The following is a 23720-nucleotide window of genomic DNA, read 5'->3' as shown; positions in this document are numbered from 1 at the left end:
ATTTGTCAAGAAACATAACACATTATACTGATCCGAGAGGAGTCGGGCTCATGTCCAAACTAGATCCTTTGCCCGGTCTGTCTCCGTATCCGCTGCAGCATTTCTATGATGAGATGTATGCGGATGAACGGAACGTCCGGCCTCATTACAAGCATGTGAACCGCATGTTTTCCGGGATGAGCCCCGAAGAGCTGCAAGAGAAGCAGAAGCTGATGCAGCGTCGGATGATGGAAGAAGGCATTACCTTTACACTGTACAACCCGGCACAGGATCAGCCTATGGAGCGGACGATTCCCTTCGATATGATTCCGCGCATTATCCCCAAGGGGGAATGGGGACGGCTGGAGGCGGGCATCGTGCAGCGGATTACCGCACTGAATCTGTTCATTCATGATATTTACCATGAGCAATACATCGTGAAGGACGGTATAGTGCCGAGGCGGATGATTATTTCGAACTGTTATTTCCGGCCGGAAATGACCGGACTCCGTGTACCCGGCGGTGCGTATATCACCACTTCAGGGATCGATCTGATCCGCCATCATGACGGCGAGTATTATGTGCTTGAGGATAATCTGCGTACACCCTCTGGCTTCTCGTATCTGTTCAAAGGCAGATCGCTCATGAATCAGCTTTTTCCTGAGTTGTCGTTTGCCAGCTCGATCCGCGATGTGGATCACAGTCTGAACCGTTTTCTCTCCGTGCTGCGCAGCCTGTCCCCGTCCCGGACTAAAGACCCGGTCATTGCCCTGCTGACACCGGGGGAATACAATTCGGCTTATTATGAGCATGCTTTTCTGGCGCAGCAGATGGGCATTCATCTGGTTGAGGGCCGCGACCTGGTTGCGCAGGACCACAAAATCTACCTGAAGGTGATGAACGGTCTGCGCAAGGTCGATGTGCTGTACCGCCGCCTGGATGATGATTTCATTGATCCGCTTGCTTTTCAGCCCAGCTCGCTGCTGGGGGTTGCAGGTCTGATGAATGCCTACCGGGCGGGGAATATCGCGATTGCCAATGCGCCCGGAACCGGGGTAGCCGATGACAAGGCCATGTATGTGTATGTGCCGGATATGATCCGCTATTACCTTAATGAAGAGCCGATTCTGGGCAATGTGCCGACCTATCTGCTGTCACGGCCGCAAGAGCGCCAGTATGTGCTGGACCATCTGTCTGAAATGGTGGTGAAGGAGACGTCTCTCTCCGGGGGCTACGGCATGCTGATCGGGAGTGAGGCGACGAAGGAGGAACTCATAGACTTCCGGCTCAAAATACTGGCCGAACCCGAGCGTTATATCGCCCAGCCGATTATGTCGCTGTCCCGTGCACCGGTCTTGTCAGAAGGCAGTATGGCTCCGCGGCATATCGATCTGAGGGCATTTGTGCTGATGGGGGCTGACCGCAAGCCGCATGTCATTCCAGGGGGCTTGACCCGGGTAGCGATGCGCGAAGGCTCGCTGGTCGTGAACTCCTCCCAAGGCGGCGGAGTGAAGGATACCTGGGTAATGGCCTAGAGACTATCTACGTTAAAGGGGTGGCTAGAATGCTGAATCGCAATGCGGAGGCTCTATTCTGGATCGGCCGTTATATTGAACGGGCTGAGAATCACGCCCGGCTGATCGACGTACATTACCATATCCAGCAGGAAGAGGATTTCAAGGAAGAGGGCCACAAGTGGTCGCGCCTGATTGACGCGCTTGGGGTACGGAGTGAATATCTGCGGCAGTTCGAAAGCTTCAGCGAGCAGGATGTATTATCCTTCATTACGCTGGATCTGGGGAATACCAATTCTCTATTCTCCTGTGTGCATCAGGCCAGGAATAATCTGCGCACCCTGCGCCAGCATCTGCCGAGTGAGCTGTGGGATATTGTCAACGGCTTCAACCTGTGGCTGGGGGAGCAGTCGGTAGCGGATATCATGCGCGGTCCCCATCAATTCTATCAGCAGGTTAAGGAACGGGCGGCGATGTTCCTTGGCGCGGAGCAATCGGTAATGCTCCGGGGCAATGAATGGCATTTCATCGAGAGCGGCCGGTTTCTGGAGCGGGCAGAGAATACGACGCGTATCCTGCAGACCGTCACGGTATCCTGCAAGTCGAAGGATATCAATTCTATCTATACCCAGCTTCAGGCCGTGCTGAAATCGGTGAGCGGATACCAGTCCTTCCGCCGGTATTATGCTGATGATATGTCGCCGGAGTGCATCCTGGAATTCCTGATCGTGAACCCGCTGTTCCCCCGTTCGATCCGCTTCTCGTTCCACAAGCTGGAGGAGCATCTGGCCAAGCTGGAGCTGGACACTACAGAGAAGGGCTCGGGGCATGAGAAGGTGATCCGGCAGGCGGGCAAGATCAAGGCGGAGCTGGATTATATGGAGAAGGATGAGATGTCCGGGGACCTGGCCCTGGATGTGCTGGAGTCACTGATGATATCCTGTCAGAGGCTCGGCAGAACGATGGACGGTGCTTTTTTTCGCCGTGAAGGAGTCTCGGTATGAAAATACAAATCAACCACACAACCACCTACAGCTACCCCGAGCCGGTGACGGACAGTGTCAATGAGATCCGGCTGACGCCGCGCACGAACTACCGGCAATCCTGTTATCATCATGAAGTAGAGGTGCATCCGGCGGCCAATCTGCTGACCTATGAGGATTTCTTCGGCAACCGGGTCCATGCCTATTCGGTGAATAAGCCGCACACGGAAATGGTGATTCACACCAAAGCGACCGTGGTCACGCTCGACAAGGCGCAGGGCACGGATCTCCCGCATATTCCGCTGGAGGAGCAGGTGAAGCTGCTGAATGACGAGAAATTTCAGAACCGGTATATAGAGTTTATTCTGCCTACCCGGTACACCGAGGTGACGCCGGAGCTGGTGGAATTTGCATCGCAGCATCCTTTTGAGGATGCAGAGGATATGTATGAATGGACCCGGAAGCTGTCGTCCACCATCTATGAGCAGTTTACGTACGATCCTGAGGCGACAAGCGTCAATACTACGGTAAAAAGAGCACTGATGCTCAAGCGCGGAGTCTGCCAGGACTATGCGCATCTGATGATTGCGGTCTGCCGCAGTGTCGGCTTGCCATCGCGGTATGTGAGCGGGTACCATTTTGTCGGGGATCTGCAGGGGGGCAATGCGAACTTCGAACAGGCCTCCCATGCCTGGGTGGAGACACATATTCCGGGTACGGGCTGGCTGGGCTTCGATCCGACCAATAATGTTGAAGTGAACTGGCGGTATATCAAGCTTGGACATGGACGGGATTATAAGGATATCGTTCCGGTCAAAGGCGTATACCGCGGAGCAGCGGGCACGCTTACGGTTAAGGTGGATGTACGGCAGCTGGAAAATTAAATGAGTCAGAGCAGGCCCCCGCAGATGTGGGGTTTTTGCTGTTGCAGACAAGATATGCAGGAGCTTATCCAGCGGATAGGCTGTGCATGTTGCACTGGGCTTGTGCAATTTTTTGCATAACATGATTATAATCAAGCATCATTTGGGTAATCTTGAAACAGAGCCATTACATGCAGAATGGTATTCACGGAAGGAGAGTGTACATATGAGCCCCAATATAGCAAAAAAGCAGCGTTTTCAAGGGAAAACAGCCATAATCACAGGTGCGGGCTCGGGAATCGGCAGAGCGGCAGCAATTCAGCTGGCACGTGAAGGTGCGAATGTCGCCTTGTTCGATCTGGTGAACGAACGTACTTCGATCCTTGAACAGAAATTGAATAAGCTGCGCAGGGATTGCGCGTTAGCTATTGATGTGGATACTTCGGATGCCGGCCGGATGGAGGAAGCGGTGCGCAGAACCGTGGAGCATTTCGGAGGTCTGGATATTGTGTTCGCCAATGCTGGCATTAACGGAGTGGTCGGGCCGATAGAGGAGCTGAGCGTGGATGATTGGGAGAAGACCCTCTCTGTCAACCTGACAGGCACCTTTCTGACGCTGAAATACACCATTCCCCATCTGAAGGAGAAGGGCAAAGGCAGTATTATTATTACCAGCTCGATCAACGGCAACAGCAGATTTACCAGCTTCGGCTGGTCACCATATAGTACTACTAAGGCCGGTCAGGTCGCTTTTGCCAAGATGGCTGCACTGGAGCTGGCCAAGTTCAAAATCCGCGTCAATGTCATTTGCCCGGGAGCGATTGCCACGAATATCGACGAGAGCACGGAGTGGAACGATGATGTGGAGTCCATTGTCATTCCAATTGAATTCCCTGAAGGAGCACAGCCGCTGGCAGACGGACCGGGCAAGCCGGAGAATGTCGCCGATCTGGTCGCGTTCCTGGCCTCGGATGAATCCATTCATATTACCGGCTCACAGATTGTGATTGACGGTGCGGAGTCGCTGCTGTCTTAAGTTCATTCTCCAGGAAAAGGTGATTCCATGAACCAAGAAGTGACGGATTACATTGCTCAGATCAAGCTGCCCTGGCAGTCGGAGATAGGCTCCAAGCTGCGTGAGGTCATTCACGAGGCTATACCGGAGGTAGCGGAACGGATTCAGTATGGCAAACCGCATTTTCTCAAAAACGGGAAATATGCCGCTGTCCTCTCTACCGCCAAAGGCTGGGTGAGCTTCTCCATCTTCAACGCAGCAGCGCTGGAAGTGCCTGAAGGCCAATTCGAGGCGGGGAGTGGGGATCGTCTCACAACCAAGCTGACGGAGGGCAAGGCTGTTGATTATGAACTGCTGTCTACCTTGCTGAAGCAGGCTTCTGCTGCATTGTAAGAACTGACAAATAGCGATCCTCCGGGATATAGAGACACTGCCATGATTGGCGGTGTTTTTCTTTTGCTATAAACAATCTAATTAGATGGTTGTGAAATAACAAACAAAATGATAATATGTCTATATAAAAGTAAACAAAGGGTGTGGTGGTCCAGTTGGCAGAAGAGAATGAAGCAGTGCGGATATCGGAGAAATTCTGGAATGCGTCCATTGCAGAATTGAAGCAGGGCTATAATGTGGAGACGGAAGAGCGGACGGAAAAGTATCATTGTCTAGTCTGCGGAGCTGCCTTCGAGAAGGGCTTGATCTATAAGGATGAAGGGCAGTATTACGAAGCGGAGAAGTTCGCAGCTCTGCATGTGGACAGGGTTCATGGCGGGATGTTCCATTGGCTGCTGACGCTGGACAAGAAGCTGAGCGGGTTAACCGAATTGCAGAAGGGGCTGCTGCAGGCCTTCCGCCAAAGTCTTAGCGATGCAGAAGCAGCCAAGGAGCTGGGGATCGGCAGCACCTCCACGGTGCGTAACCACAGGTTCACGCTTCGCGAGAAGGTGAAGCAGGCCAAGCTGTTTTTGGCGGTTATGGAGCTGGCGGAGGAGAAGCCGGGAGCTTCATCGCCTTTTGTGAGTATTCCGCGTACGGCTGTGATGGTTGATGAACGGTTCGCGATTACCGAGCAGGAGAACGCCGAGATTCTGGGCACCTATTTCAAACAGGGGCCGGACGGCCCGTTGTCAGAGTTCCCTAAGCGGCAGAAGCGGAAGGCGGCTATCCTGCGCCATTTGCTGCAGCGTTTTGAGACCAGGCGCAAGTATAGTGAGAAGGAAATCAATGCGGTGCTCGAAGCCGCTTACCCCGATTACGTGACGCTCCGGCGGTATCTGATCGATTACGGGCTGCTGGACCGTGAAGAAGACGGAAGCAGCTACTGGGTGAAATTATAATGGAGAGAAGAAGGGGAGAGAAATAATGACGGATAAAACCAGACGCAAGGAATTGGGATATAATTACGCACACTCGCACAGGCCGATGGGGGTATACCGGATTGTGAACACCGGCAATGACAAAATGTATGTGGGAAGCAGCCTGAATCTGGACGGGGTCTGGAATAAGCATAAGTTCATGCTGGATATCAAAGGCCATGACAACAAGGCGCTGCAGGAAGACTGGAATGAACGGGGTGAAGCCGGCTTCCGCTTCGAGGTGCTGGAGCAGATTAAACCGGAAGAGGATTTCGTGGCCGATGTACAGGAGCTGAAGAAGTACCGCAAGATGCTGCCGGACATGGAGAGTAAGTGGCTGGAGCAGCTGTCTCCTTACGGGGAGCGCGGATATCATAAGCAGAAATAGCTTTCTGCCTGGTGATAAGAAGCGAAAACTTACAGGCAAACCGAGAATGAATTTCAGCAGCACCCGTGCTAAAATAAGGATAAAGCTGTAGCAGAATGTGCCGTTTGCAATATAAAAGGGCACCGGGGCGCTGATGAAAGGAACGGTGTGGATGGCTATATTATCTTGGCTTGCAGAACAGAGAATTCAGGAAGCTATGCGCAGCGGAGAGTTCTCCAATCTGCCGGGGCACGGCAAGCCGCTGGAGCTGGAGGATCTCTCGGGCGTACCCGAGGAGCTGCGGATGTCCTACAAGATTATGAAGAACGCCGGATTGCTGCCCGAGGAAGTCACGCTGCGCGCAGAGTGTGTGACGCTCGAAGAGCTGCTGATGGCTTGTCACACCAGCGGCAACAGCACTGCCGGGGAACGCAAGGAGCTGGAGGGCAAGCTCTCCCTGAAGCGGCTGCGTCTTCAGATGCTTTTGCAGGAACGGGGTCTGGAAAGCAATGCTGCATATGCAGATTACGGGGACGCGATCGGGCAGCGGCTGACCGGGGTGGAACGGGATGGTAGGGAGTAGTGGGTGAGGAAACGGGTGAGTAGACGAGTATTGAAGTAAGTATGAGACCTCCGGTTCATGGAACCGGGGGTTTTTGTGCAGAGATTAGGTGGGAGTGTATTGTTGAACGGGGCATCTATCTTGCAGAAGCAATGAACTGCTTGATATCTGGAATGAATTCGCCGATGATAGGGAGATGGAGATTTAACTTAACTTTTAGCAGATGATGGAGAGATGAAATGAAGCAGCTTCCGATTATGCAGGTGCTCCCTGACCTGAAGAGAATTCTGACAGACCGTGCAGCGGCCGTTCTGATTGCCGAACCTGGAGCGGGGAAGACAACGGCGGTGCCGCCTGCTTTTTTGGAGGAGCCTTGGCTGACCGGTAAAACCATTCTGATGCTGGAGCCCAGACGCCTGGCAGCGCGTTCGGCCGCAGCTTATATGGCGTCCTGTCTGGGGGAGAGTGTGGGTCAGACCGTAGGCTATCGCATGCGGATGGATACCAAGGTGGGGCGGAATACACGCATTGTTGTTGTGACGGAAGGCGTGCTGACGCGAATGCTCCAGAGCGATCCTTCGCTGGGGGATGTGGGTCTTGTGATCTTCGATGAGTTCCATGAGCGAAGTCTGCATGCGGATCTTGGACTGGCACTGGCGCTTGAAGCGCAGAGTGTGCTGCGCGAGGATCTGCGCATTCTGGTGATGTCGGCGACCCTGGACGGAGAACGCGTAGCTTCTCTGCTGGGCGAAGCGCCGGTCGTCCGTTGTCCGGGCCGGACGTATCCGGTGGAGACGGTCTATGTGCTGGAGGCAGGCAATGCTACCCCTGAGAAATCCGCAGCCGCCGCTGTCCGGCGCGCGCTTGCTGAGCAGCCGGGGGATGTGCTAGTCTTTCTGCCCGGCGAGCGGGAGATCCGCCGGACGGAGCAGGAGCTGGCATCAGGAAGTCTGCCGCCGGGAACGGTGCTGCGGCCGCTCTATGGCCAACTGCCGCAGCCGCAGCAGGATGCGGCGGTGGCTCCTGCAGTGGAAGGCGAACGGAAGGTCGTACTGGCAACCTCCATTGCCGAGACGAGTCTGACAATCGAAGGGGTACGCTCGGTGATTGACACGGGGCTTCGCCGGACGCAGGTATTCTCTGCGCGTACCGGCATGCCGCGCTTAACGACGGTGCCGGTCTCGAAGGCCTCGGCCGATCAGCGGCGCGGCCGGGCAGGCCGCACAGCACCAGGCGTCTGCTACAGGCTATGGAGCCGAGAGGCGCATGATCATCTGCCGGACGACAACGTGCCGGAGATCATGGAGACCGACCTGGCGCAGCTCGCCCTGGAGCTGGCGCTGTGGGGCGTGCGCGATCCGGGAGCGCTCGCCTGGCTGGATGCGCCGCCTGCCGCGCCTTACGCGCAGGCCTCGGCGCTGCTGCGCCAGCTCGGTGCGCTGGACGCCGGCGGCGCCATTACGCCGCACGGCCGCAGCATGGCCGTGCTTGGCGCGCACCCGCGCATCGCGCATATGCTGCTGCGCGCGGCAGACCTTGCAGCTGCGCCGCTCGCCGCCAGGCTCGCTGCGCTGCTGCAGGAGCGGGACCTCTTCCGGGGTCCCGCGGCTCTAGATAGCGACCTCACGCTTCGCGTGGAGGCGCTGCTCGGGTTCGAGCGCTCCGCCAGTAGCGGCGGAGCGGACCCGGCGGCCTTGCGCGCGGTGCAGCGCGAGAGCCGCAGCTTCCTGGCGCAGCTGCAGGCATCGCCGGGAGAAGGGCCCGGCGACATCAGCCGCAGCGGCCTGCTGCTGTCGTTCGCCTATCCCGACCGGATCGGGCAGGAGCGCGGCAATGGCGCGTTCCTGCTCTCCGGCGGCCGGGGGGCGGCGATGCGCGAGGGGCAGCCGCTGGCGCGCTCGCCCTACATCGTGGCACCCGGCGTGGATGACCGTGCCGGGCAGAGCCGGATTATGCTTGCCGCAGCGCTCTCCGAGCAGGACCTGCTGAAGCATCATGCGGACAGCCTTCTGGAGGAGCGCGAAGTCTACTGGGACAGTGAGAGCGGAAGCGTGAAGGCGCGAAGAGTGACCCGGCTGGGGGCGCTCATTCTGAAGCAGACGACCCATGAGCGGGCTACTCCCGAGGAGACGGAGAGCGTACTGCTGAAGGTGATCGCGGCGGAAGGGCTACAGCTGCTGCCATGGGAGAAGGGAACCCTCCAGCTGCGGCAGCGTATGGAATTCATGCACTCGCAGCGGGCCGACTGGCCCGATATGTCGGATGAGGCGTTGACGGATACATTGGAGGAATGGCTGACACCCTTTATACAAGGGATGCGGAATCTCCGTGATTTACAGCGGGTGAAGCTGGCGCAGGCGCTGGAGGGTATGCTGGACTGGAACAGCCGCCAGCAGCTGAACAAGGAGGCGCCGACGCATATTACGGTACCGAGCGGTTCGCGGGTTCCCTTGGATTACAGTAATCCCGGGGCGCCGGTACTGGCAGTTAGGCTGCAGGAGATGTTCGGGCAGACGGATACTCCGCGGATCGGCGGAGGGAAGGTCCCGGTGTTGCTGCACCTGCTATCTCCGGCGAGGAGGCCGATGCAGATTACCTCAGATCTGGCCAGCTTCTGGCAGAACACCTATTTCGAGGTGAAAAAAGATCTGAAAGGCCGTTATCCCAAGCACTACTGGCCGGATAATCCGCTGGAGGCAGTACCGACTAACCGTACCCGTCCTACCAAATAGAATGAGAGGGGTATCAGGTATTAATTCATCCGGTGATGCTTTTCCTGTTTGGGCACCGCGTGAACGGGTAATAGAGTAGCGAACAACAATTACGAAGGAGGGCTTCAAGTGACAGAGAAAATTATTGGCGTATTCGATACGGAACAAGAAGCAACCAGAGCGATTGAAAGTTTGCAGAGTCAAGGGTTCACGAACGATGAGATTTCAGTAATTACGAAGGATCGAGATGACCTGAAACACATCTCCGAGGATACAGGAACGATGGCGCCGGAAGGCGTTGCTACAGGTGCGGCCACCGGCGGCGTAGTGGGCGGAATTACCGGACTGCTGGCCGGGATCGGTGCGCTGGCCATTCCGGGAATTGGTCCAATCCTTGCTGCAGGCCCAATCGCAGCTACACTAACAGGGGCGGCCATCGGAGTAGGAGCAGGCGGACTGGTAGGCGGATTAATCGGACTCGGCATTCCCGAGGATGAGGCCAGAGACTACGAAGGCTACATCGACAGCGGCAAAATCCTCGTCCTGGTCGATGACAACGGCCGTGGAAGAGATATCCATACGGTATTCCGGGGTAACCGTTCACTCAATTCCGGCCGGTACGACAGCCTGTATCCGGAGGATACGCTGGCTGACCGCGGAGCAACTAACCCTGATCTGGTCCCTAGGGACACGACGGTTGGCAATACCTTGGGCAACAGAGGCTCGATGAATGCAGACCGTGACCCGGACCTCTACAACCGCGACAAAATCTAAAAATTAGAGCAGGCTTAAGCCCGCTCCTATAGCATACTTAAGAACTGCCTGCGGCGAACATGCCCAGGCAGTTCTTTGTGCTTGTTTAGGAAGGAGGAATCCTGCAAAAAGTGCAACATTACAGCTCCTTTAAAGCGGCCGGTGAGAGAGGCATGAGCATCATTCACCCGGCAGAGTGATTTTGTGCTGATTAACCTAATTGTGCTAGAGGATGATTCTGGTCATGATCAGATCTGTTTGCTCCTCGTCACCCATATAGAAAGAGTGAGTACCTGTCTGGACGAAATTCAATTTTGTATAAAAGGCAACTGCGTTTCCGTTTTGTTCCCAAACCCCCAGCCAGAGCTTCCTCTTATTCTTTTCGGCCGCGATTTCCACCGCTTTCTCAATCAGCTGTTTCCCTAGCCCCAGCCTATGAAAGGGCCTTCTAATATAGATCCGTTCCACTTCAAGCGAGTCCTTGTCCATATGTTCAGTTTGGGCATCATCGGCGTTAACCTTCAGGTACCCGGCAATTTCTTCATTATAATAGATGAAATAAAATTCAGAATGGCGGTTGGCGCATTCTTTTTTTAATTGCTTTGTACGAAATGCTCTTTTCAAATAAGCTTCCATAGCTTCTGGTGAATTTTGATTTTTGAAGGTGTCCGTAAACGTTTCGATACTGATTTTTTGCAAGGTCTCCAGATCATCGGAAGAGCATCTCTTTATCAAAATTGTCATCTATAATTCTCCTTTTATATAATCAATAGTCCCGTTTGTTTCCCTTTTTTACATATTCCCAGTCTTTTTCCACATTGGACCTGACTCTTTGCAGGAGTTTTACCAGGGTTTCTGCCTCACTTCCGGAGAAGCCGGACAGCGCTACGCTATTAGAATAATCGTTCTCCCTTTTGAGCAGAGGGTAGACGGCCTGCCCTTTGTCTGTAGGAATCAGCCTCTTGATTTTTTTGTTATGCCGATCTTCATTTTTTTCAATAAAACCGTTAATCTCAAGCTTCTGTATAGCACGGGCAGCCGTTGTCCGGTCCACCTTAATCATTTCAGCCAGCTTCTCCTGGATCATCCCCGGATGCTCACAGATCCGCATCAGATACAAATATTGCCCCCTGGTAAGGTCGTATTGCTTAAATTCGATATTGCTGATAGAGTCCAGTGACCGGGCAATCATTCCAACCTCGCGTAGAATCTCCTTCATAATCACAGCCCCATTGAGCATGTATTTTCCAAGCCTATAGTTTTAAAATAATACATGATTTTTGTTGCAATTACAACAAAATAAATCTACAACACCAAGCAATCAAACTACATGCGTACCTACCCCCTCAAGATCAATGTATTGCCGCACTCAGAACGGCCCTTCTATACACAAAAGTGATAGTCTGTGGGGAGGCCAAGGAGTGAAGTTATTTATGTCATTTCATCATATGAAAAATTCATAATAATGACCCCAAATATTAATAAAAGACTTATTGCGTCCACAATAACCTTTATTTTGCAGAGGTAATAAGCAACGGGTGTCAGGCGCCGAAAGTTAAAGTCGCACTCTATTAATATAATTTCATTACATGAAAAATTCACAATAGAGTACATAGAAACACCAGTCGTATCTACTAATACCATCTAACCGTCTCACCATATGCGTACCTATCTTCTTCAAAATGGAAAAAGTAAACCTAAACTCCTCGCCGGAAAAATGAAACTATAAAATATAACTTGTTGTGAAAACTGGGAAATAGAGTTTATACTAGAGTTGTAGCTGGAAATGCTACCCACATCATTTGACTGCCGGAATTAAGTGACAAGGGGCTATGGCTGTTCTTCTCTAAGGATTCTAACAAAAAAACACCCCGGGAGGTGTCTTATGGCGTTTATGATTGCTCAGCGGGCGTTTATAAAGGTATATCTGATTACGATGGTGGAGCAACACAAGGGGTATGGTTATCAGATGCTGGAGGATCTGCGCAGAGATTTCAAAGCTCATGGCTATTCGCCTCCCCAAAGTGAAATTTACCGCGCCCTGCATGAGTTGGTGCAGCAAGGGATACTTTACCGTACCAAGCAGCTTAAGGGGAGCGATCCGAAGGTCGATTTTCAGGAGATTGTCCTGTATCACTTCACTTCGGACGGGGAGGAGAAGGCCAAACTATATAAGAAGCAGGTGAAGGCCGATCTGGACCGTTGTCTTGGTATTCTTAATAAGGCAGTAGCAGACAACTTCTGATGGGAGATCCACGAGCTGGCGGGCTCATGCATATCGATCTGGCCACGTTCCGGCGGACTCATCTATATCAGTCTATCCAGAAGCCTCACAAGTCGTGAACAGCCGGCTCAGGAATCCTCATCTTCAGAATCCTGGCCCGGCGGGGTTACCGGCGAGCTTGCGCTGCCATAATCCTCGACGGCTTCCCAGGCACCGGCGTCATCGAATCTTCCGCTATTCTGCTGACGTCCTTCGCCTGCACCGGCTGGCGGCGGGGTCATGACCTCTTCTTCCACAGGACGTGCGTCAATGTCATTGCTGGTTGGGGCATGTTCCACGGTATAGCGGGTGTAGGGGATGGCCTCAAGCCGCTCATAAGGAATCTCTTGCTTGCTGGCTTCGCAGATGCCGTACGTTCCGTTATCCATCCGCGCAAGAGCAGCTTCGATCTCCGTTAATTCTTCGGATAGCGAGGTGTTGATGGACAGGTCGCGGCTGCGTTCAAACGTCTCTGTTCCTGTATCGGCGGGATGGTTATCGACCGAAGAGAGCTCGCCCGTTGAGAGGATAAGGGAATCGCCAAGCAGGCTGTCTTCTGCTCCATTGCCGGAGAAATGCTGTTCCAGTTCTGCCTTGCGTTCTTCAAGCGAGGCTCTAAGCTTAGTCAATTGGTCTTTGGTTAAGTGGCTCATCTGTCATCTTCCTTTCAGCTTGATTAGTAGTTATACTGTCGTAATCTTTCCTTACCCTAATGTGTTATAGGGCAATCAGCAGGCATCCCTATGCTGAATTGTAACTTTAGTGATATTTTCATGCTGCTTTCACCCTGTTATAATAATACCTGCCGGATGAATGCAACATACACTTGGAGGTTATGAAATGGACGAACATATGAAACGGCGGCTGGATAAGCAGAGAAAGCTGTTCAGCCAGCTTGGTATTACACTTGATGCACTTACCATTCATGAAAAGGAATTCAGTATGAAGCTTCGCGGCTATGATGCCGAAGAGGTGGATACGTTCCTGGACAGCGTCATTAAGGATTATGAACGGTTCTATGCTACCATAGCGGATCTGATGGATAAATGGCAGGAGCAGCAGATTGAGATGAAAGAGCTGAAGGCAGAGGTGAAGACCGCAGCCACTCCGGCCCCTGTGCCGATTATTAAGGGCATTGATCCGCAGGATCTCGAAGATATTATCATCAAGCTCGAAGCCAATGTGCGTCAGCTCAAGGACAGATTGCCCATTCCCCGCACGGAGGGGTATTTGTAAGCCCTGTGCAGCCACAGCGTGAGAGACAACAATATGCAGCATAAGTATAACTCTGGACGGGGGTAGGACCATTGCCGGAGAAGCATGCTTGGAGCTTGAAGATCCGCGGCAAAATCGCACTTGGATATGTCATCATATTATTAATGCTGGGGCTATTTCTGATTATAGTCTCTGGCCGGATTAACAGCCTGGAGAAAGAAACCGTGTTCTTGAGCGATCATGATATAGAAGTTCATGAACTTACATATCAAATTGAGAAAAATGTACTCGATATGGAGACTGGACAGCGGGGGTATGTCCTTACCGATGATGAGTCCTATCTGGCACCGTATAATGACGGGCTGGTGCAGTGGAGGATTAATGCAGCGAAGCTGAATAATCTTATCGCCGACAACCCGAATCAGGTGCGGAATCTGGACACGATTACGGATAATATTGAGAAGTGGGTCGATATCGCCGGACAGCATGTGGTTGAGCTGAAGAAGAATGGCCATACGGAGGCGGTCAACGCTTTTTTTCGCAACGATACGGGAAAAAGTCTGGTCGACACGATCCGTTCCCAGTCCGATTACTTCCGTGACATCGAACGTACGCTCACGAACGACCGGATCAGCAACCTGAAGGACAGCAATCATAAGCTGCTGATTACCATGTACATATTGTGGGGATTGGTGGTCGTACTTGCGCTGCTCATCACTTATCTGCTCTCGGCCAGCATTGTGAATCCGTTGCACAGCGTCATACAGGCCATCAACAGTATTGCCTCCGGCGGTAACCGCTCGGAGCGCATTAAGGTGAAGACGCTGGATGAAATCTATGACCTGGGCGAAGCGACGAACGGGCTGCTGGATAACGTGCAGCGGGAGCAGTGGACGAGCGAACAGCTCACCTCAATGTCGATTGCCCTGCAAGAGACCATTGATATGCCTTCGCTGTGCAGAATTTTTGTCAGCCGGTTGTCGGTTATGCTGGAAATGCAGTATGCCACTATATACGTCGTGAATAACGAGGAACTGTTCGAGCGCATCTATTCCTATGCAGGCGCAGAGAATAAGGAAGAACGCATCGGGCCCGAGGTTATTCAGCCGGGAGTAGGCCTGGCAGGTCAATGTGCGCTGGATCAGCGGATGAATGTGATTGAGCAACTGCCTGACGACTATATCTCCATCAGCTCCGCTCTGGGCAGAACGCCGCCGAGGTTCGCTGTGATTGCTCCGATTATTTTTGAGAACAAGACTGTTGCTGTACTGGAGATTGCTGCGCTGACCCGTTGGGCGCCTTACCATTTCGAGCTGCTGAAGGAATTGCTGGACATGATGGGGGTTACCGTGAATTCGGTGAAGACCCGCATGGAGATCCAGAGGCTTCTGCATGAATCACAAGTGATGAACGAAGAGCTTCAGGTTCAATCCGAAGAGCTGCAGACCCAGTCCGAGGAGATGCAGATGCAGACGGAGGAGCTTCAGAGTCAGACCAGCGAGCTGCTAACCGTGAACAAGGAGCTTGAGAATCAGAAATATGTAGCCGAGAATGCAGCGATCGAGCTGGAGCGGTACAATGAACAGCTGGAACAGAGCTCGCGCTACAAGTCTGAATTCCTGGCCAATATGTCGCATGAGCTGCGGACACCGCTGAACAGTATGCTGATTCTCTCACAGCTGCTGACGGAGAACCGCAATCATACGTTAACCGAGGAAGAACTGGGCTATGCCTCTGTCATTTACAATTCCGGCAGTGATCTGCTTAGTATGATTAACGATATTCTGGATCTTTCCAAGGTGGAAGCGGGCAAAATGCTGGTGGAAATGGATGCCGTCAATCTCACCGAGCTGCCCTCGCTGCTGCAGGGTTATTTCGGCAAGCTTGCAGAAGCGCAGAATGTGGAGTTTAACGTGACCCTGAACCCCGAGGTTCCGGATCTGTTCTTCACCGATGAGATGCGCCTGCACCAGATTCTGCGGAATCTGCTGTCCAATGCCTTCAAATTCACGGAGCAGGGCTCTGTTACCATGGAGATTACCAAGCTGGCGGCATATTCAGATCAGAGTTACATAGCAGAGGGGCCGGTACTGGCCTTTGCTGTCCAGGATACCGGAATCGGCATCTCTGAAGAGAACCGTGAGCTGATCTTCGAGGCCTTCCGCCAGGTGGACGGAACGACTGCCCGCAAATTCGGGGGAACCGGTCTGGGCTTGTCCATCTCCCAGCAATTGGCTCAGCTATTGGGCGGGCATATCAGCCTGGAGAGCGAAGAGGGCAAGGGCAGTACATTCACCTTGTATCTCCCTTGCCGTGAACTGGACAGTGAAGAAGAACCGTTCCATCCGGCGGAGCTGGCTCAGACTGCAGCCGGGTCGGAGCACTCCAGAACCGTTCATGATACAGGGCAGGCGGGTAATAGCGGGGACTCCCTTTTCGAGAAAGAATACGCCATGCTGCAAGGCAGAACTGTCCTGATTGTGGATGATGATATGCGCAATATTTATGCCTTGCAGAAGGGTCTGGAGCCTTACGGAATGATCATTATTACCGCTCAGACAGGGTATGAATGTCTTCAAGTGGTTAGAGAGCAGCCGGAGGTGGATATCGTACTCCTGGATATTATGATGCCGGTTCTGGATGGATATGACACGCTGTCTATTGTCCGTGAGGAGATGCATCTCACCGACCTCCCGATCATTGCGGTCTCTGCCAAGACGATGAAGGAAGACCGTGAGCGTTGCCTGGCCGCCGGAGCCACTGATTTCATCAGCAAGCCGGTATTGATACAGGACGTCATTACACGAATGTGCCGGTACATTTGACTTTTCCAAAAACCCATTGACGGGAATACAAGGTATGCTTTATGATGGGTTCATAAATGATCATTTATATGCAGTGGCGTGTTACCTTAACAGGGCATGAGCCAAGATTCGTACTCAATACTTTGAGTCCAGTCTTGGCTCTTTTTTGTGCAAAAAATCAGGATATGGGCGGAAAGGAGGGGGAACTTGGCGAGGGACACTGAACAATTTCAGGTGCTGCGGGTGATTGGGAATAATGTCGTAATGGTAGAGGGCGGCAAGAAGAGCAAGGAATATGTAATTATCGGCAAGGGCATCGGGTTTGCGCTTAAGGATACGGGTGTTATTGATTCGGATGATCCCCGGATTGAAAAGCTGTTTCGGCTGGAGGACCGGGAGGAATGGAGTCAGTATCAGATTCTGCTGGAGGACATTGATCCCAAGGTCATGAGGATTACGGATGAGATTATCTCTGATATCGCCCGTGAGTTTCCCGGCAAGTTAAACGACAAGATCTATTTGGCGCTCCCCAGCCATATCCAATTCACCATTTTCCGCTTGCGCAGCGGGATGGACATTGTGAATCCATTCCTGGAGGAGACCCGGATGACGTTCCCCAAGGAATTTGAGATCGCTTCCAAGGCGGCGGGGAAGATCAGCGAAGGCTTTGAAGTGCAGATTCCTGAGGACGAGGTCGGTTTCCTTACTTACCACGTCTATTCTGCGGTCAGCAATGTGCCGGTGGGCCAGCTTGTGAAGGCCTCCAACATTGTCAGTGAGCTGATGGAGATGATCCGCAGTGAACGCAAGATCCGCTTTGAGCAGGGCAGTATGAATCATGTCCGGCTGATGGTTCACTTGAGATTCTCGATTGAACGGATTCTGCAGGGTTCGCTCATCGACAATCCTTTTGTGAAGCATATCAAGAAGGAATACAAGGATGAATACAAGCTCGCTCAGAGAATGGGCAAAGTCATGCAGGGCAAGCTCAGTGTAGACGTACCCGAAGAAGAAATCTGCTTCCTGGCTATGCATCTGCACCGGCTGTTCCAGACCATAGAGAAGAATAAATAGCAGCAGCAAGGAGTGACTTTTATGTTTTCGAGATGGAAAGCTAAAAAAGAAGAGAAACCTACTGAGGCGGTAACCCGCCTGGAGATATACGCTCCGGTCAGCGGACAGTCCGTACCGTTAACGGAAGTGCCGGATGAGACCTTTGCCGGTGGGCATATGGGCCAAGGCATCGCCATAGAACCTATAGAGGGACGTTTAACGGCCCCTTTTGACGGAAAAATTGCGCATGTGGTCAAAACCAATCACGCTCTAATCCTGGAGCATGCCTCTGGTCTGCAACTGCTGATGCACATCGGAATTGATACGGTCAGCTTGCGGGGCGAAGGCTTCATCAGCCATATTGTCACCGGAGATGAAGTGCAGGCAGGGCAGACGCTGATTGAATTTGATCTGGAGGCAATCCGCGCTGCGGGTTATCGTACGATCACTCCGGTAATTGTAACGGGCAACGGGGAGGACACCCCGGAAGTGGATTGCCATTACGGCCAGGTTACGGCAGGAACAAGCAGTATTCTTACAACAGCAGTAGCTTCACAGCCTTAGAACATACATGTACTTAATATGAAACCAGGGGGATGATTTCATTATGTTGGCTTTTCTACAGAAGTTAGGGAAATCTCTGATGCTTCCAGTCGCAACTTTACCGGCGGCAGCGATACTGCAAGGGTTCGGACTGATTAATTATGAGAAGGACTTCCATTTGGGCAGTACCGTAGGGGGATTTCTCAACCAGTATGTGGCTCCTTTCTTGAATGCAGGTGCGGGTGCAATCTTCGGTAATCTGGCGCTGATTTTTGCAATTGGGGTAGCGATCGGGTTCGCAGGGGATGCGGTTGCCGCGCTGTCCGCCCTCATTGCTTATCAGGTGCTGGACAGTATTCTTAAGGTGCTTCCAGCCCAAATGCCGTTCATCGCCGATGATGTGAAGCTGAATATGGGCGTGCTGGGCGGGATTTTTGCCGGAGCCTGGGCTGCTTACCTGTACAAGAAATATCATAATATCAAAATGCCAGACTGGCTTGGCTTCTTCGCAGGTAAGCGGTTCGTACCTATCATTACGGCCATAACCACCATGATTCTCGCAGTGCTGTTTGGGATGATCTGGAGCCCGATTCAGGATGTGATCAGTGACTTCGGCACTTGGGTTGTCGGTCTTGGCGGTGCAGGGGCATTTGTATTCGGGACAGCTAACCGTCTGCTGCTTCCGTTCGGCCTGCATCATGTAATCAACGCTATCGCCTGGTTCCAGTTGGGTGATTTCACGAACGCTGCAGGGGATATTGTTCACGGAGATCTGACGCGCTTCTTCGCCGGAGATAAGACTGCGGGAATGTTCATGACAGGCTTCTTCCCGATTATGATGTTCGCTATGCCGGGTGCAGCCCTGGCTTTCATTCATACAGCCAAACCGGAGAAACGCAAAATGGTTGCGTCCATCTTCATCGGATCAGCGATTGCTTCCTTCCTGACAGGGATCACGGAGCCGCTGGAATTCTCCTTCATGTTCCTCGCACCGCTGCTGTATCTGGTTCACGCTTTGCTGACCGGTTTTGCCGGATTCCTGATGTATGTGCTGGATGTGAAGCTGGGGTTCGGATTCTCCGCCGGGCTCATTGACTACCTGCTTAACATGAAGCTCTCCACCAATGCGTGGGTGCTGATTCCGGTTGGGCTTGGCTTCTTCGTCCTCTATTATGTGCTGTTCCGGTTCATTATCGTCAAGTTCAACCTCAAAACTCCTGGACGCGAGGATGAGACGGAGGATGAGGTCATTGAACTGTCCAACGGCGGGGCGACCGTGTCTGCTTCTTCCAGAGCCGCCAAGATTCTGGAGAACATCGGCGGTCCTGCGAACATCCGTAGCATTGACGCTTGTATCACCCGCTTGCGCCTTAACGTGAATGATGACAAGGCGGTTAAGGATTCCGCGCTCAAGCAGCTTGGTGCATCGGGAGTCATGCGGCTTGGTCAGGGGGCTGTACAGATTGTATTTGGACCACAGTCCGAGCAACTCAAGGATGATATTAAGAAGCTGATGTAGCTTGAAGCTGGTTAGCACAGCAGAATAGGGAATTCCATGCAGGCATCCTTCACATGATGTCTGTTTTTTTGTGCGCAGGCTATTGCAATATCTATAATACCGAGTATAATACTTGGCATAAAGAAAAAAGGAGTCGGTCCCTTTGTCAATAGATGATTATCTGGATTTGCTGAATTATGCCAAGGCAATTAACGATGAACAGTGGCAGGCTGATCTCCTGGAGCAATTGAAGAACTATGAGGCGCTTGTCGAAGAAAAGAAACAAGTGGATAGCGTGAGAGCGCTATGGACGCGGTTCGATGATATTAACGGACTTCTGATGCAATTATTCGATAAGCTGAGAGAGCATGAGGATACACCGGATAGCGCTCTGTGGAAAGAGCGGATTTGGGAGCTGAAGATGGAGCGGATTCACGTGGCCAAGCAGCTTCAAGCGCGGTATATCAAGATTAGATAGAGAAATAATAATCGGAGATATGAAGAGGTAGATATAGAGATAATATAGTTTAATTAAAAAATGGCATGCAGTTGGTCTGCTCAGCCATGACATGCACAGTAAAGGTGAATTTCGCAGATTCACTCTCAAAGGCTGGCCGTCGTGTACTTGGATTTACTTGGACATTTCCATTCCATTACGCATCATGGTCATACACATGGATATACACTAGAAATCAGTCCTACCGCGTGCGGGAGGGCTTTTTCTGTGCGTCAAGAAATCATTTTTTGACTAGTTCTGTTTAAACGCGGGACTGACGGGTTATAAAACTAAAAATCCATTTGTTTTGGGAAAGGATGGGTATAGGTGAGAAAAAGGCAAATGTCCGGGCCTGTAATCCGGCGGATATGGATGGCTGTCATCTGGCTAGGGGTAGCCGTAGCGCTGAGTGTATCAGCGGGCCAAGCGGAAGCTTCACCGGCAGCGGGCAAAACGATCCAGGTCAATCTGGATGATAAACCGTTATCTTTTGATAAAGCTCCCTTGCTGGATAAAGGGACAACAATGGTTCCATTCCGTCCGTTGTTCGAAGCGATGGGCCTCAAGGTAGGCTGGAATCCCGCACAGCAGACAGTAACCGGTACGAAGGAAGGCCTAACCATCGTCATGAAGATAGGCAGCAAGACGGCTACTGTCAATGGCACCAATGTTCAACTTCTGCAAGCGCCAACAATTATAGACAGCTACACCATGGTCCCGCTCCGCTTCGTCGGGGAGTCCACTCAAGCGCTGGTGGCCTGGAACCCGTATAAGCCGCAAATTCTCGTCTATACCGATCCTTACTTAGCGGCGAACGGCCTGACCAAAGCAACAGCGAAGGCGGCGGTTGACAAGCAAATTGCCGAATTCAAAAAAGTATATGACGAGCAGATCGCCAGCCAGCCGCAACAGCCCAAGCCGCCAGCTCCAGGGACTGTGCCGAATGCTCCTGCCGGAGATGGTTCGTATAAGCCAGCCGCTTCAGACCAAGTGAACCTGAGCAACCTGCAGGGAATGTATTACGGCTTCAGCCCGGACTACGACGGGTATGAATGCGGCGGGATGTGCTGGAATATCATCACTTTCCTGCCGGGTAATAAAGTAGTTGTTGATGCTCCGAAGCAAGGCGGACCGGAGACGATCAACTGCTCGCGTGACGGCTGCCAGACCTATACGGTACAGAACGGGAAGATCAAGTTAAGTAATGGAAAGACTTATGACCTTGCAGTCAAATCCGGCAAGCTGCATATTGATGATGTTGAGCTCAGACGGGTTAAGACGGTCAAGAACGGACTGACACTAGGCGGCACTTATGTCCACCGCGGCTTCCAGGGGCTGGCTGGGATATCTGCCGGATCAACTTCTTGGACACGGACGCTGGTGCTGAACAGCAATGGAACCTTCACCAGCGACAATCTGATGGTGGGTACCGTCCAGGGCGGAGCACCCACAACAGGCGGGGCCGGCGGTTCAGACACCGGTTCATATAAGATAAGCGGGAATACCATTGTATTCGCTTTTGGTAACGGTAAGGTATCCAGTTCCCTATTCTTCCAGCATGATGACGGCAGCATCCAGGTTGGGGACGAGAATTACAGCAAGCAATAGTCACGAATGGAATGGCAAAACATAGTAAGACGGAAACGGTCCACGGGATACACCCAGAGGACCGTTTTTTTGGCACGGATAGTGTATAGGCTCTTCTGTGCTTTGCTCCTTCGTCCGCTTGCTCCTTATCGTCCGACGTTGATCACCTTGCGGGTCCAGGACGGTTCGCTGCCTGCCGCACGCAGCAGGCAATCGGCACAGGCAGCATAAGGCAGCGCCTGGAGCGGATGGATGCGGGCCGATGGGCCTGCCGTATAATTAGAAGAACTCTCTGCGTATTTAAGCACGGATGCCCGTACGATTACCCAGTCTAATCCGCTGCGCATTACTGCTTGTTCAGCGGCTGCCTTATCCTCAATCGCTTTGCGGAAAATGCGGCGCATCAAGCGGACAGCCCAGCGGTTGACGAGTGACAACTCCCTCCCGTCACTCAGATTAATCCCGCTCTGCATCACCAGCCGCTGAACTCCATGATGCCGACAGGCTGCAAGGATATTTGGAATTCCTTCTGACATGACGGTACCCGGCGAGAAGTTCGCTGCCATGACATTTTTGCCTGCCTTAAGATTTACAAGGCCCTTCTTGCCGGCAGCATCCGGGGAGAAGTTGCTTGGAGGACCAATACAGCTGATGACCGCTTCGCTTCCGGCGAGGGCCAGGATCATGCTGGATCTGTCGAATACATCCCCTTGCCGGATAGTGAGCCCCGCTGCAGGGGAGAGCGCCTCCGGTCTGCGTACCACAGCTATCACCTCATGTCCCGTTGCAAGTGCCAGCTCCATTACTTTTCTTCCGGTTCCTCCAGTGGCTCCGATAATTGCAATTTTCATTATAATATTCTCCTTTAAATGCACAGTCGTGAATTAATATGCATGTATGTATAATAATAAGCAGAACAAGAATCGATACAAGTCTTAAAAAGCCTGATTCTGTGCATTAATTCACGACTTCAACGGAATTGTGCAGTAATCTGCAGGAAAGCTGGTGAGGATAGAGTGTTAAAGATCGACCGGAGAATACGCAAGTCCCAGGAAGCCCTAAAAAAGGCTGTTATTGAGCTGATGCTGGAAAAGGATTTTGATCAAATTACAATACAGGACATTGCTGATAGAGCGGATGTCAGCCGTAGAACCCTTTATCTTCACTACACAGATAAATTTGATCTTCTGGACAAGCTCATAGAAGAGCATATCAGCAATATACGCGAAATCTGCGAAAGTTCAGACGATGCCGCCGGATATACCGAAATGGGATTGGTGTGGTTTGAATATTTTGAGAAGCATTCGATGTTCTTCTCTGTTTTGCTGGGGAGTAAAGGCAGCGTGTTTTTCCGCAAGCGGTTTCTTGAATTCTTCCTCGGCGAGCTGGAGAAGGATAACAGCCTGTCTGGAGGGAGCGATAAGGATTCAGCCAACATCAGAAACGTGGACATCCAGTTTCTGGGATCGGCGATCGTTGGGGTAGTGGAATGGTGGTTCAAGAATGGACAGCCGCTCCCTCCAGACGTAATGGCGCAGCGGATCGGGAACTTGCTGGAGAGAAATCTTGAGGCAAGGTGATACAAATCCGCCTTAGCCTTCGTCTTACTTATAGCTGCAGCGGATAAGGAGGATTTACCTAATGAATATTCCGGAATCAGACCCATACAAATTAATCTTTTATGAGCATTACCCGAGTGTGCGGCGCAAGCTGGCGGCACTTGTGAGGGACGAGAGTGCTGCCGATGATCTGGCGCAGGAGGTTTTTATCAGACTCTACAGAAATCCGCCGGATGATCCCGCGGCTCTGGGGGCGTGGCTGCATAGAGTGCTAACACGGATCGGATATGATTATCTGAACCAGCGGGTGAGAGAGCGGCGTCTGATCAACAAACAGGAGCTGTTATATGATGCGGGGGCTTCTGCTCCTACAGGGGAAGAAGTAGTCCTCAGCAAGCTGGATCAGGAAGATGTGCGGAGCTGGCTGGAGGATCTTCCCGAACGGGACCGGCAGGCCCTGCTGCTTAAGTATTCGGGCTACAGCTATGCAGAGATCGCCGGGGAGCTGGGAGTGAAGCCGCCAGTAGTCGGAACCCTGTTAAGCCGGGCGACAGCCAAACTGAAACACCATGCGGTGAAATCCATTCCGCAAGAATAATG

24 protein-coding genes are annotated in these 23720 nt (G+C 52.4%); 20 read left to right on the top strand and 4 right to left on the bottom strand.

Annotated elements, in window-relative coordinates:
* Positions 1 to 50 precede the first annotated feature (50 nt).
* The 10 genes from C173_RS22790 to C173_RS22745 all read left to right on the top strand — a co-directional run bounded on the left by C173_RS22790 (position 51) and on the right by C173_RS22745 (position 10123).
* Positions 51 to 1514, top strand: a complete 1464-nt coding sequence (locus C173_RS22790; protein ID WP_036728868.1) for a circularly permuted type 2 ATP-grasp protein — start codon at positions 51 to 53, stop codon at positions 1512 to 1514.
* A gap of 29 nt (positions 1515 to 1543) precedes the next feature.
* Entirely contained in the window at positions 1544 to 2497 is a 954-nt protein-coding gene (locus C173_RS22785) for an alpha-E domain-containing protein (protein ID WP_036728865.1), read from the top strand.
* The gene (locus C173_RS22780) at positions 2494 to 3360 is read left to right on the top strand and encodes a transglutaminase family protein (RefSeq protein WP_036728862.1); all 867 of its coding nucleotides are present in this window, start codon (positions 2494 to 2496) and stop codon (positions 3358 to 3360) included. Before C173_RS22785 ends, C173_RS22780 begins: the two co-directional genes overlap by 4 nt.
* 205 nt (positions 3361 to 3565) lie before the next feature.
* The gene (locus C173_RS22775) at positions 3566 to 4375 is read left to right on the top strand and encodes an SDR family oxidoreductase (RefSeq protein WP_036728859.1); all 810 of its coding nucleotides are present in this window, start codon (positions 3566 to 3568) and stop codon (positions 4373 to 4375) included.
* 27 nt (positions 4376 to 4402) lie between these two features.
* Positions 4403 to 4747, top strand: a complete 345-nt coding sequence (locus tag C173_RS22770; protein WP_036728856.1) for a DUF1801 domain-containing protein — start codon at positions 4403 to 4405, stop codon at positions 4745 to 4747.
* A gap of 143 nt (positions 4748 to 4890) precedes the next feature.
* On the top strand, positions 4891 to 5691 hold the full coding sequence (locus C173_RS22765; RefSeq protein ID WP_235191986.1) for a DUF2087 domain-containing protein: 801 nt from the start codon (positions 4891 to 4893) through the stop codon (positions 5689 to 5691).
* A 25-nt stretch (positions 5692 to 5716) separates the two neighbouring features.
* Entirely contained in the window at positions 5717 to 6097 is a 381-nt protein-coding gene (locus C173_RS22760; RefSeq protein ID WP_036728853.1) for a GIY-YIG nuclease family protein, read from the top strand.
* A 151-nt stretch (positions 6098 to 6248) separates the two neighbouring features.
* Positions 6249 to 6659, top strand: a complete 411-nt coding sequence (locus C173_RS22755; protein ID WP_036730069.1) for a DnaJ family domain-containing protein — start codon at positions 6249 to 6251, stop codon at positions 6657 to 6659.
* Between the two features lie 218 nt (positions 6660 to 6877).
* Entirely contained in the window at positions 6878 to 9370 is a 2493-nt protein-coding gene (hrpB, locus tag C173_RS22750; RefSeq protein ID WP_036728850.1) for an ATP-dependent helicase HrpB, read from the top strand.
* Positions 9371 to 9478: 108 nt separating this feature from the next.
* Positions 9479 to 10123 (top strand): general stress protein, encoded by a 645-nt coding sequence (locus C173_RS22745; RefSeq protein ID WP_036728847.1) that lies wholly within the window; start codon positions 9479 to 9481, stop codon positions 10121 to 10123.
* A 204-nt stretch (positions 10124 to 10327) separates the two neighbouring features.
* Here the strand turns inward: C173_RS22745 and C173_RS22740 are convergent, their stop codons facing one another.
* Positions 10328 to 10846, bottom strand: coding sequence for a GNAT family N-acetyltransferase (locus C173_RS22740; protein ID WP_036728845.1), 519 nt, complete (start codon positions 10844 to 10846; stop codon positions 10328 to 10330).
* Positions 10847 to 10868: 22 nt separating this feature from the next.
* Complete coding sequence (locus tag C173_RS22735; RefSeq protein ID WP_036730066.1) at positions 10869 to 11321, bottom strand: MarR family winged helix-turn-helix transcriptional regulator; 453 nt, start codon at positions 11319 to 11321, stop codon at positions 10869 to 10871.
* 666 nt (positions 11322 to 11987) lie between these two features.
* Between C173_RS22735 and C173_RS22730 the strand changes: the two genes are divergently transcribed.
* Positions 11988 to 12347: a helix-turn-helix transcriptional regulator gene (locus tag C173_RS22730; RefSeq protein WP_036694148.1), complete on the top strand. Its 360-nt coding sequence runs from the start codon at positions 11988 to 11990 to the stop codon at positions 12345 to 12347.
* A 107-nt stretch (positions 12348 to 12454) separates the two neighbouring features.
* Here C173_RS22730 and C173_RS22725 read toward each other — a convergent pair whose 3' ends face one another.
* On the bottom strand, positions 12455 to 13018 hold the full coding sequence (locus C173_RS22725) for a TraR/DksA C4-type zinc finger protein (RefSeq protein ID WP_036728843.1): 564 nt from the start codon (positions 13016 to 13018) through the stop codon (positions 12455 to 12457).
* Between the two features lie 187 nt (positions 13019 to 13205).
* Between C173_RS22725 and C173_RS22720 the strand changes: the two genes are divergently transcribed.
* The 7 genes from C173_RS22720 (at position 13206) to C173_RS22690 (ending at position 21582) form a co-directional block, all read left to right on the top strand.
* The gene (locus tag C173_RS22720; protein ID WP_036728841.1) at positions 13206 to 13601 is read left to right on the top strand and encodes a DivIVA domain-containing protein; all 396 of its coding nucleotides are present in this window, start codon (positions 13206 to 13208) and stop codon (positions 13599 to 13601) included.
* A gap of 71 nt (positions 13602 to 13672) precedes the next feature.
* Positions 13673 to 16405 (top strand): CHASE3 domain-containing protein, encoded by a 2733-nt coding sequence (locus C173_RS22715; protein ID WP_036728838.1) that lies wholly within the window; start codon positions 13673 to 13675, stop codon positions 16403 to 16405.
* 186 nt (positions 16406 to 16591) lie between these two features.
* Positions 16592 to 17458: a PRD domain-containing protein gene (locus C173_RS22710; protein ID WP_036728836.1), complete on the top strand. Its 867-nt coding sequence runs from the start codon at positions 16592 to 16594 to the stop codon at positions 17456 to 17458.
* A 21-nt stretch (positions 17459 to 17479) separates the two neighbouring features.
* A complete protein-coding gene (locus tag C173_RS22705; protein ID WP_036728834.1) occupies positions 17480 to 18001 on the top strand; it encodes a PTS sugar transporter subunit IIA in 522 nt (173 codons plus the stop codon).
* A 43-nt stretch (positions 18002 to 18044) separates the two neighbouring features.
* Positions 18045 to 19499, top strand: a complete 1455-nt coding sequence (nagE, locus tag C173_RS22700) for an N-acetylglucosamine-specific PTS transporter subunit IIBC (RefSeq protein ID WP_036728831.1) — start codon at positions 18045 to 18047, stop codon at positions 19497 to 19499.
* Between the two features lie 142 nt (positions 19500 to 19641).
* A complete protein-coding gene (locus C173_RS22695; RefSeq protein ID WP_036728829.1) occupies positions 19642 to 19956 on the top strand; it encodes a hypothetical protein in 315 nt (104 codons plus the stop codon).
* Positions 19957 to 20301: 345 nt separating this feature from the next.
* Complete coding sequence (locus C173_RS22690) at positions 20302 to 21582, top strand: stalk domain-containing protein (RefSeq protein ID WP_155991612.1); 1281 nt, start codon at positions 20302 to 20304, stop codon at positions 21580 to 21582.
* Positions 21583 to 21707: 125 nt separating this feature from the next.
* Here the strand turns inward: C173_RS22690 and C173_RS22685 are convergent, their stop codons facing one another.
* Positions 21708 to 22412 (bottom strand): NAD(P)-dependent oxidoreductase, encoded by a 705-nt coding sequence (locus tag C173_RS22685; RefSeq protein WP_036728825.1) that lies wholly within the window; start codon positions 22410 to 22412, stop codon positions 21708 to 21710.
* A 165-nt stretch (positions 22413 to 22577) separates the two neighbouring features.
* Between C173_RS22685 and C173_RS22680 the strand changes: the two genes are divergently transcribed.
* Positions 22578 to 23141 (top strand): TetR/AcrR family transcriptional regulator, encoded by a 564-nt coding sequence (locus C173_RS22680; protein ID WP_036728821.1) that lies wholly within the window; start codon positions 22578 to 22580, stop codon positions 23139 to 23141.
* A 61-nt stretch (positions 23142 to 23202) separates the two neighbouring features.
* Positions 23203 to 23718 carry a sigma-70 family RNA polymerase sigma factor gene (locus C173_RS22675; RefSeq protein ID WP_036728818.1) on the top strand — a complete coding sequence of 172 codons (516 nt, stop codon included), beginning with the start codon at positions 23203 to 23205 and terminating at the stop codon, positions 23716 to 23718.
* The last annotated feature ends 2 nt before the right edge of the window (positions 23719 to 23720 follow it).

The organism is Paenibacillus sp. FSL R7-277, assembly GCF_000517965.1.
GTDB lineage: Bacteria > Bacillota > Bacilli > Paenibacillales > Paenibacillaceae > Paenibacillus_AQ > Paenibacillus_AQ silagei.
Note: the sequence above shows the minus strand (reverse complement) of the source record. Positions and strands in the feature narration are given on the sequence as shown.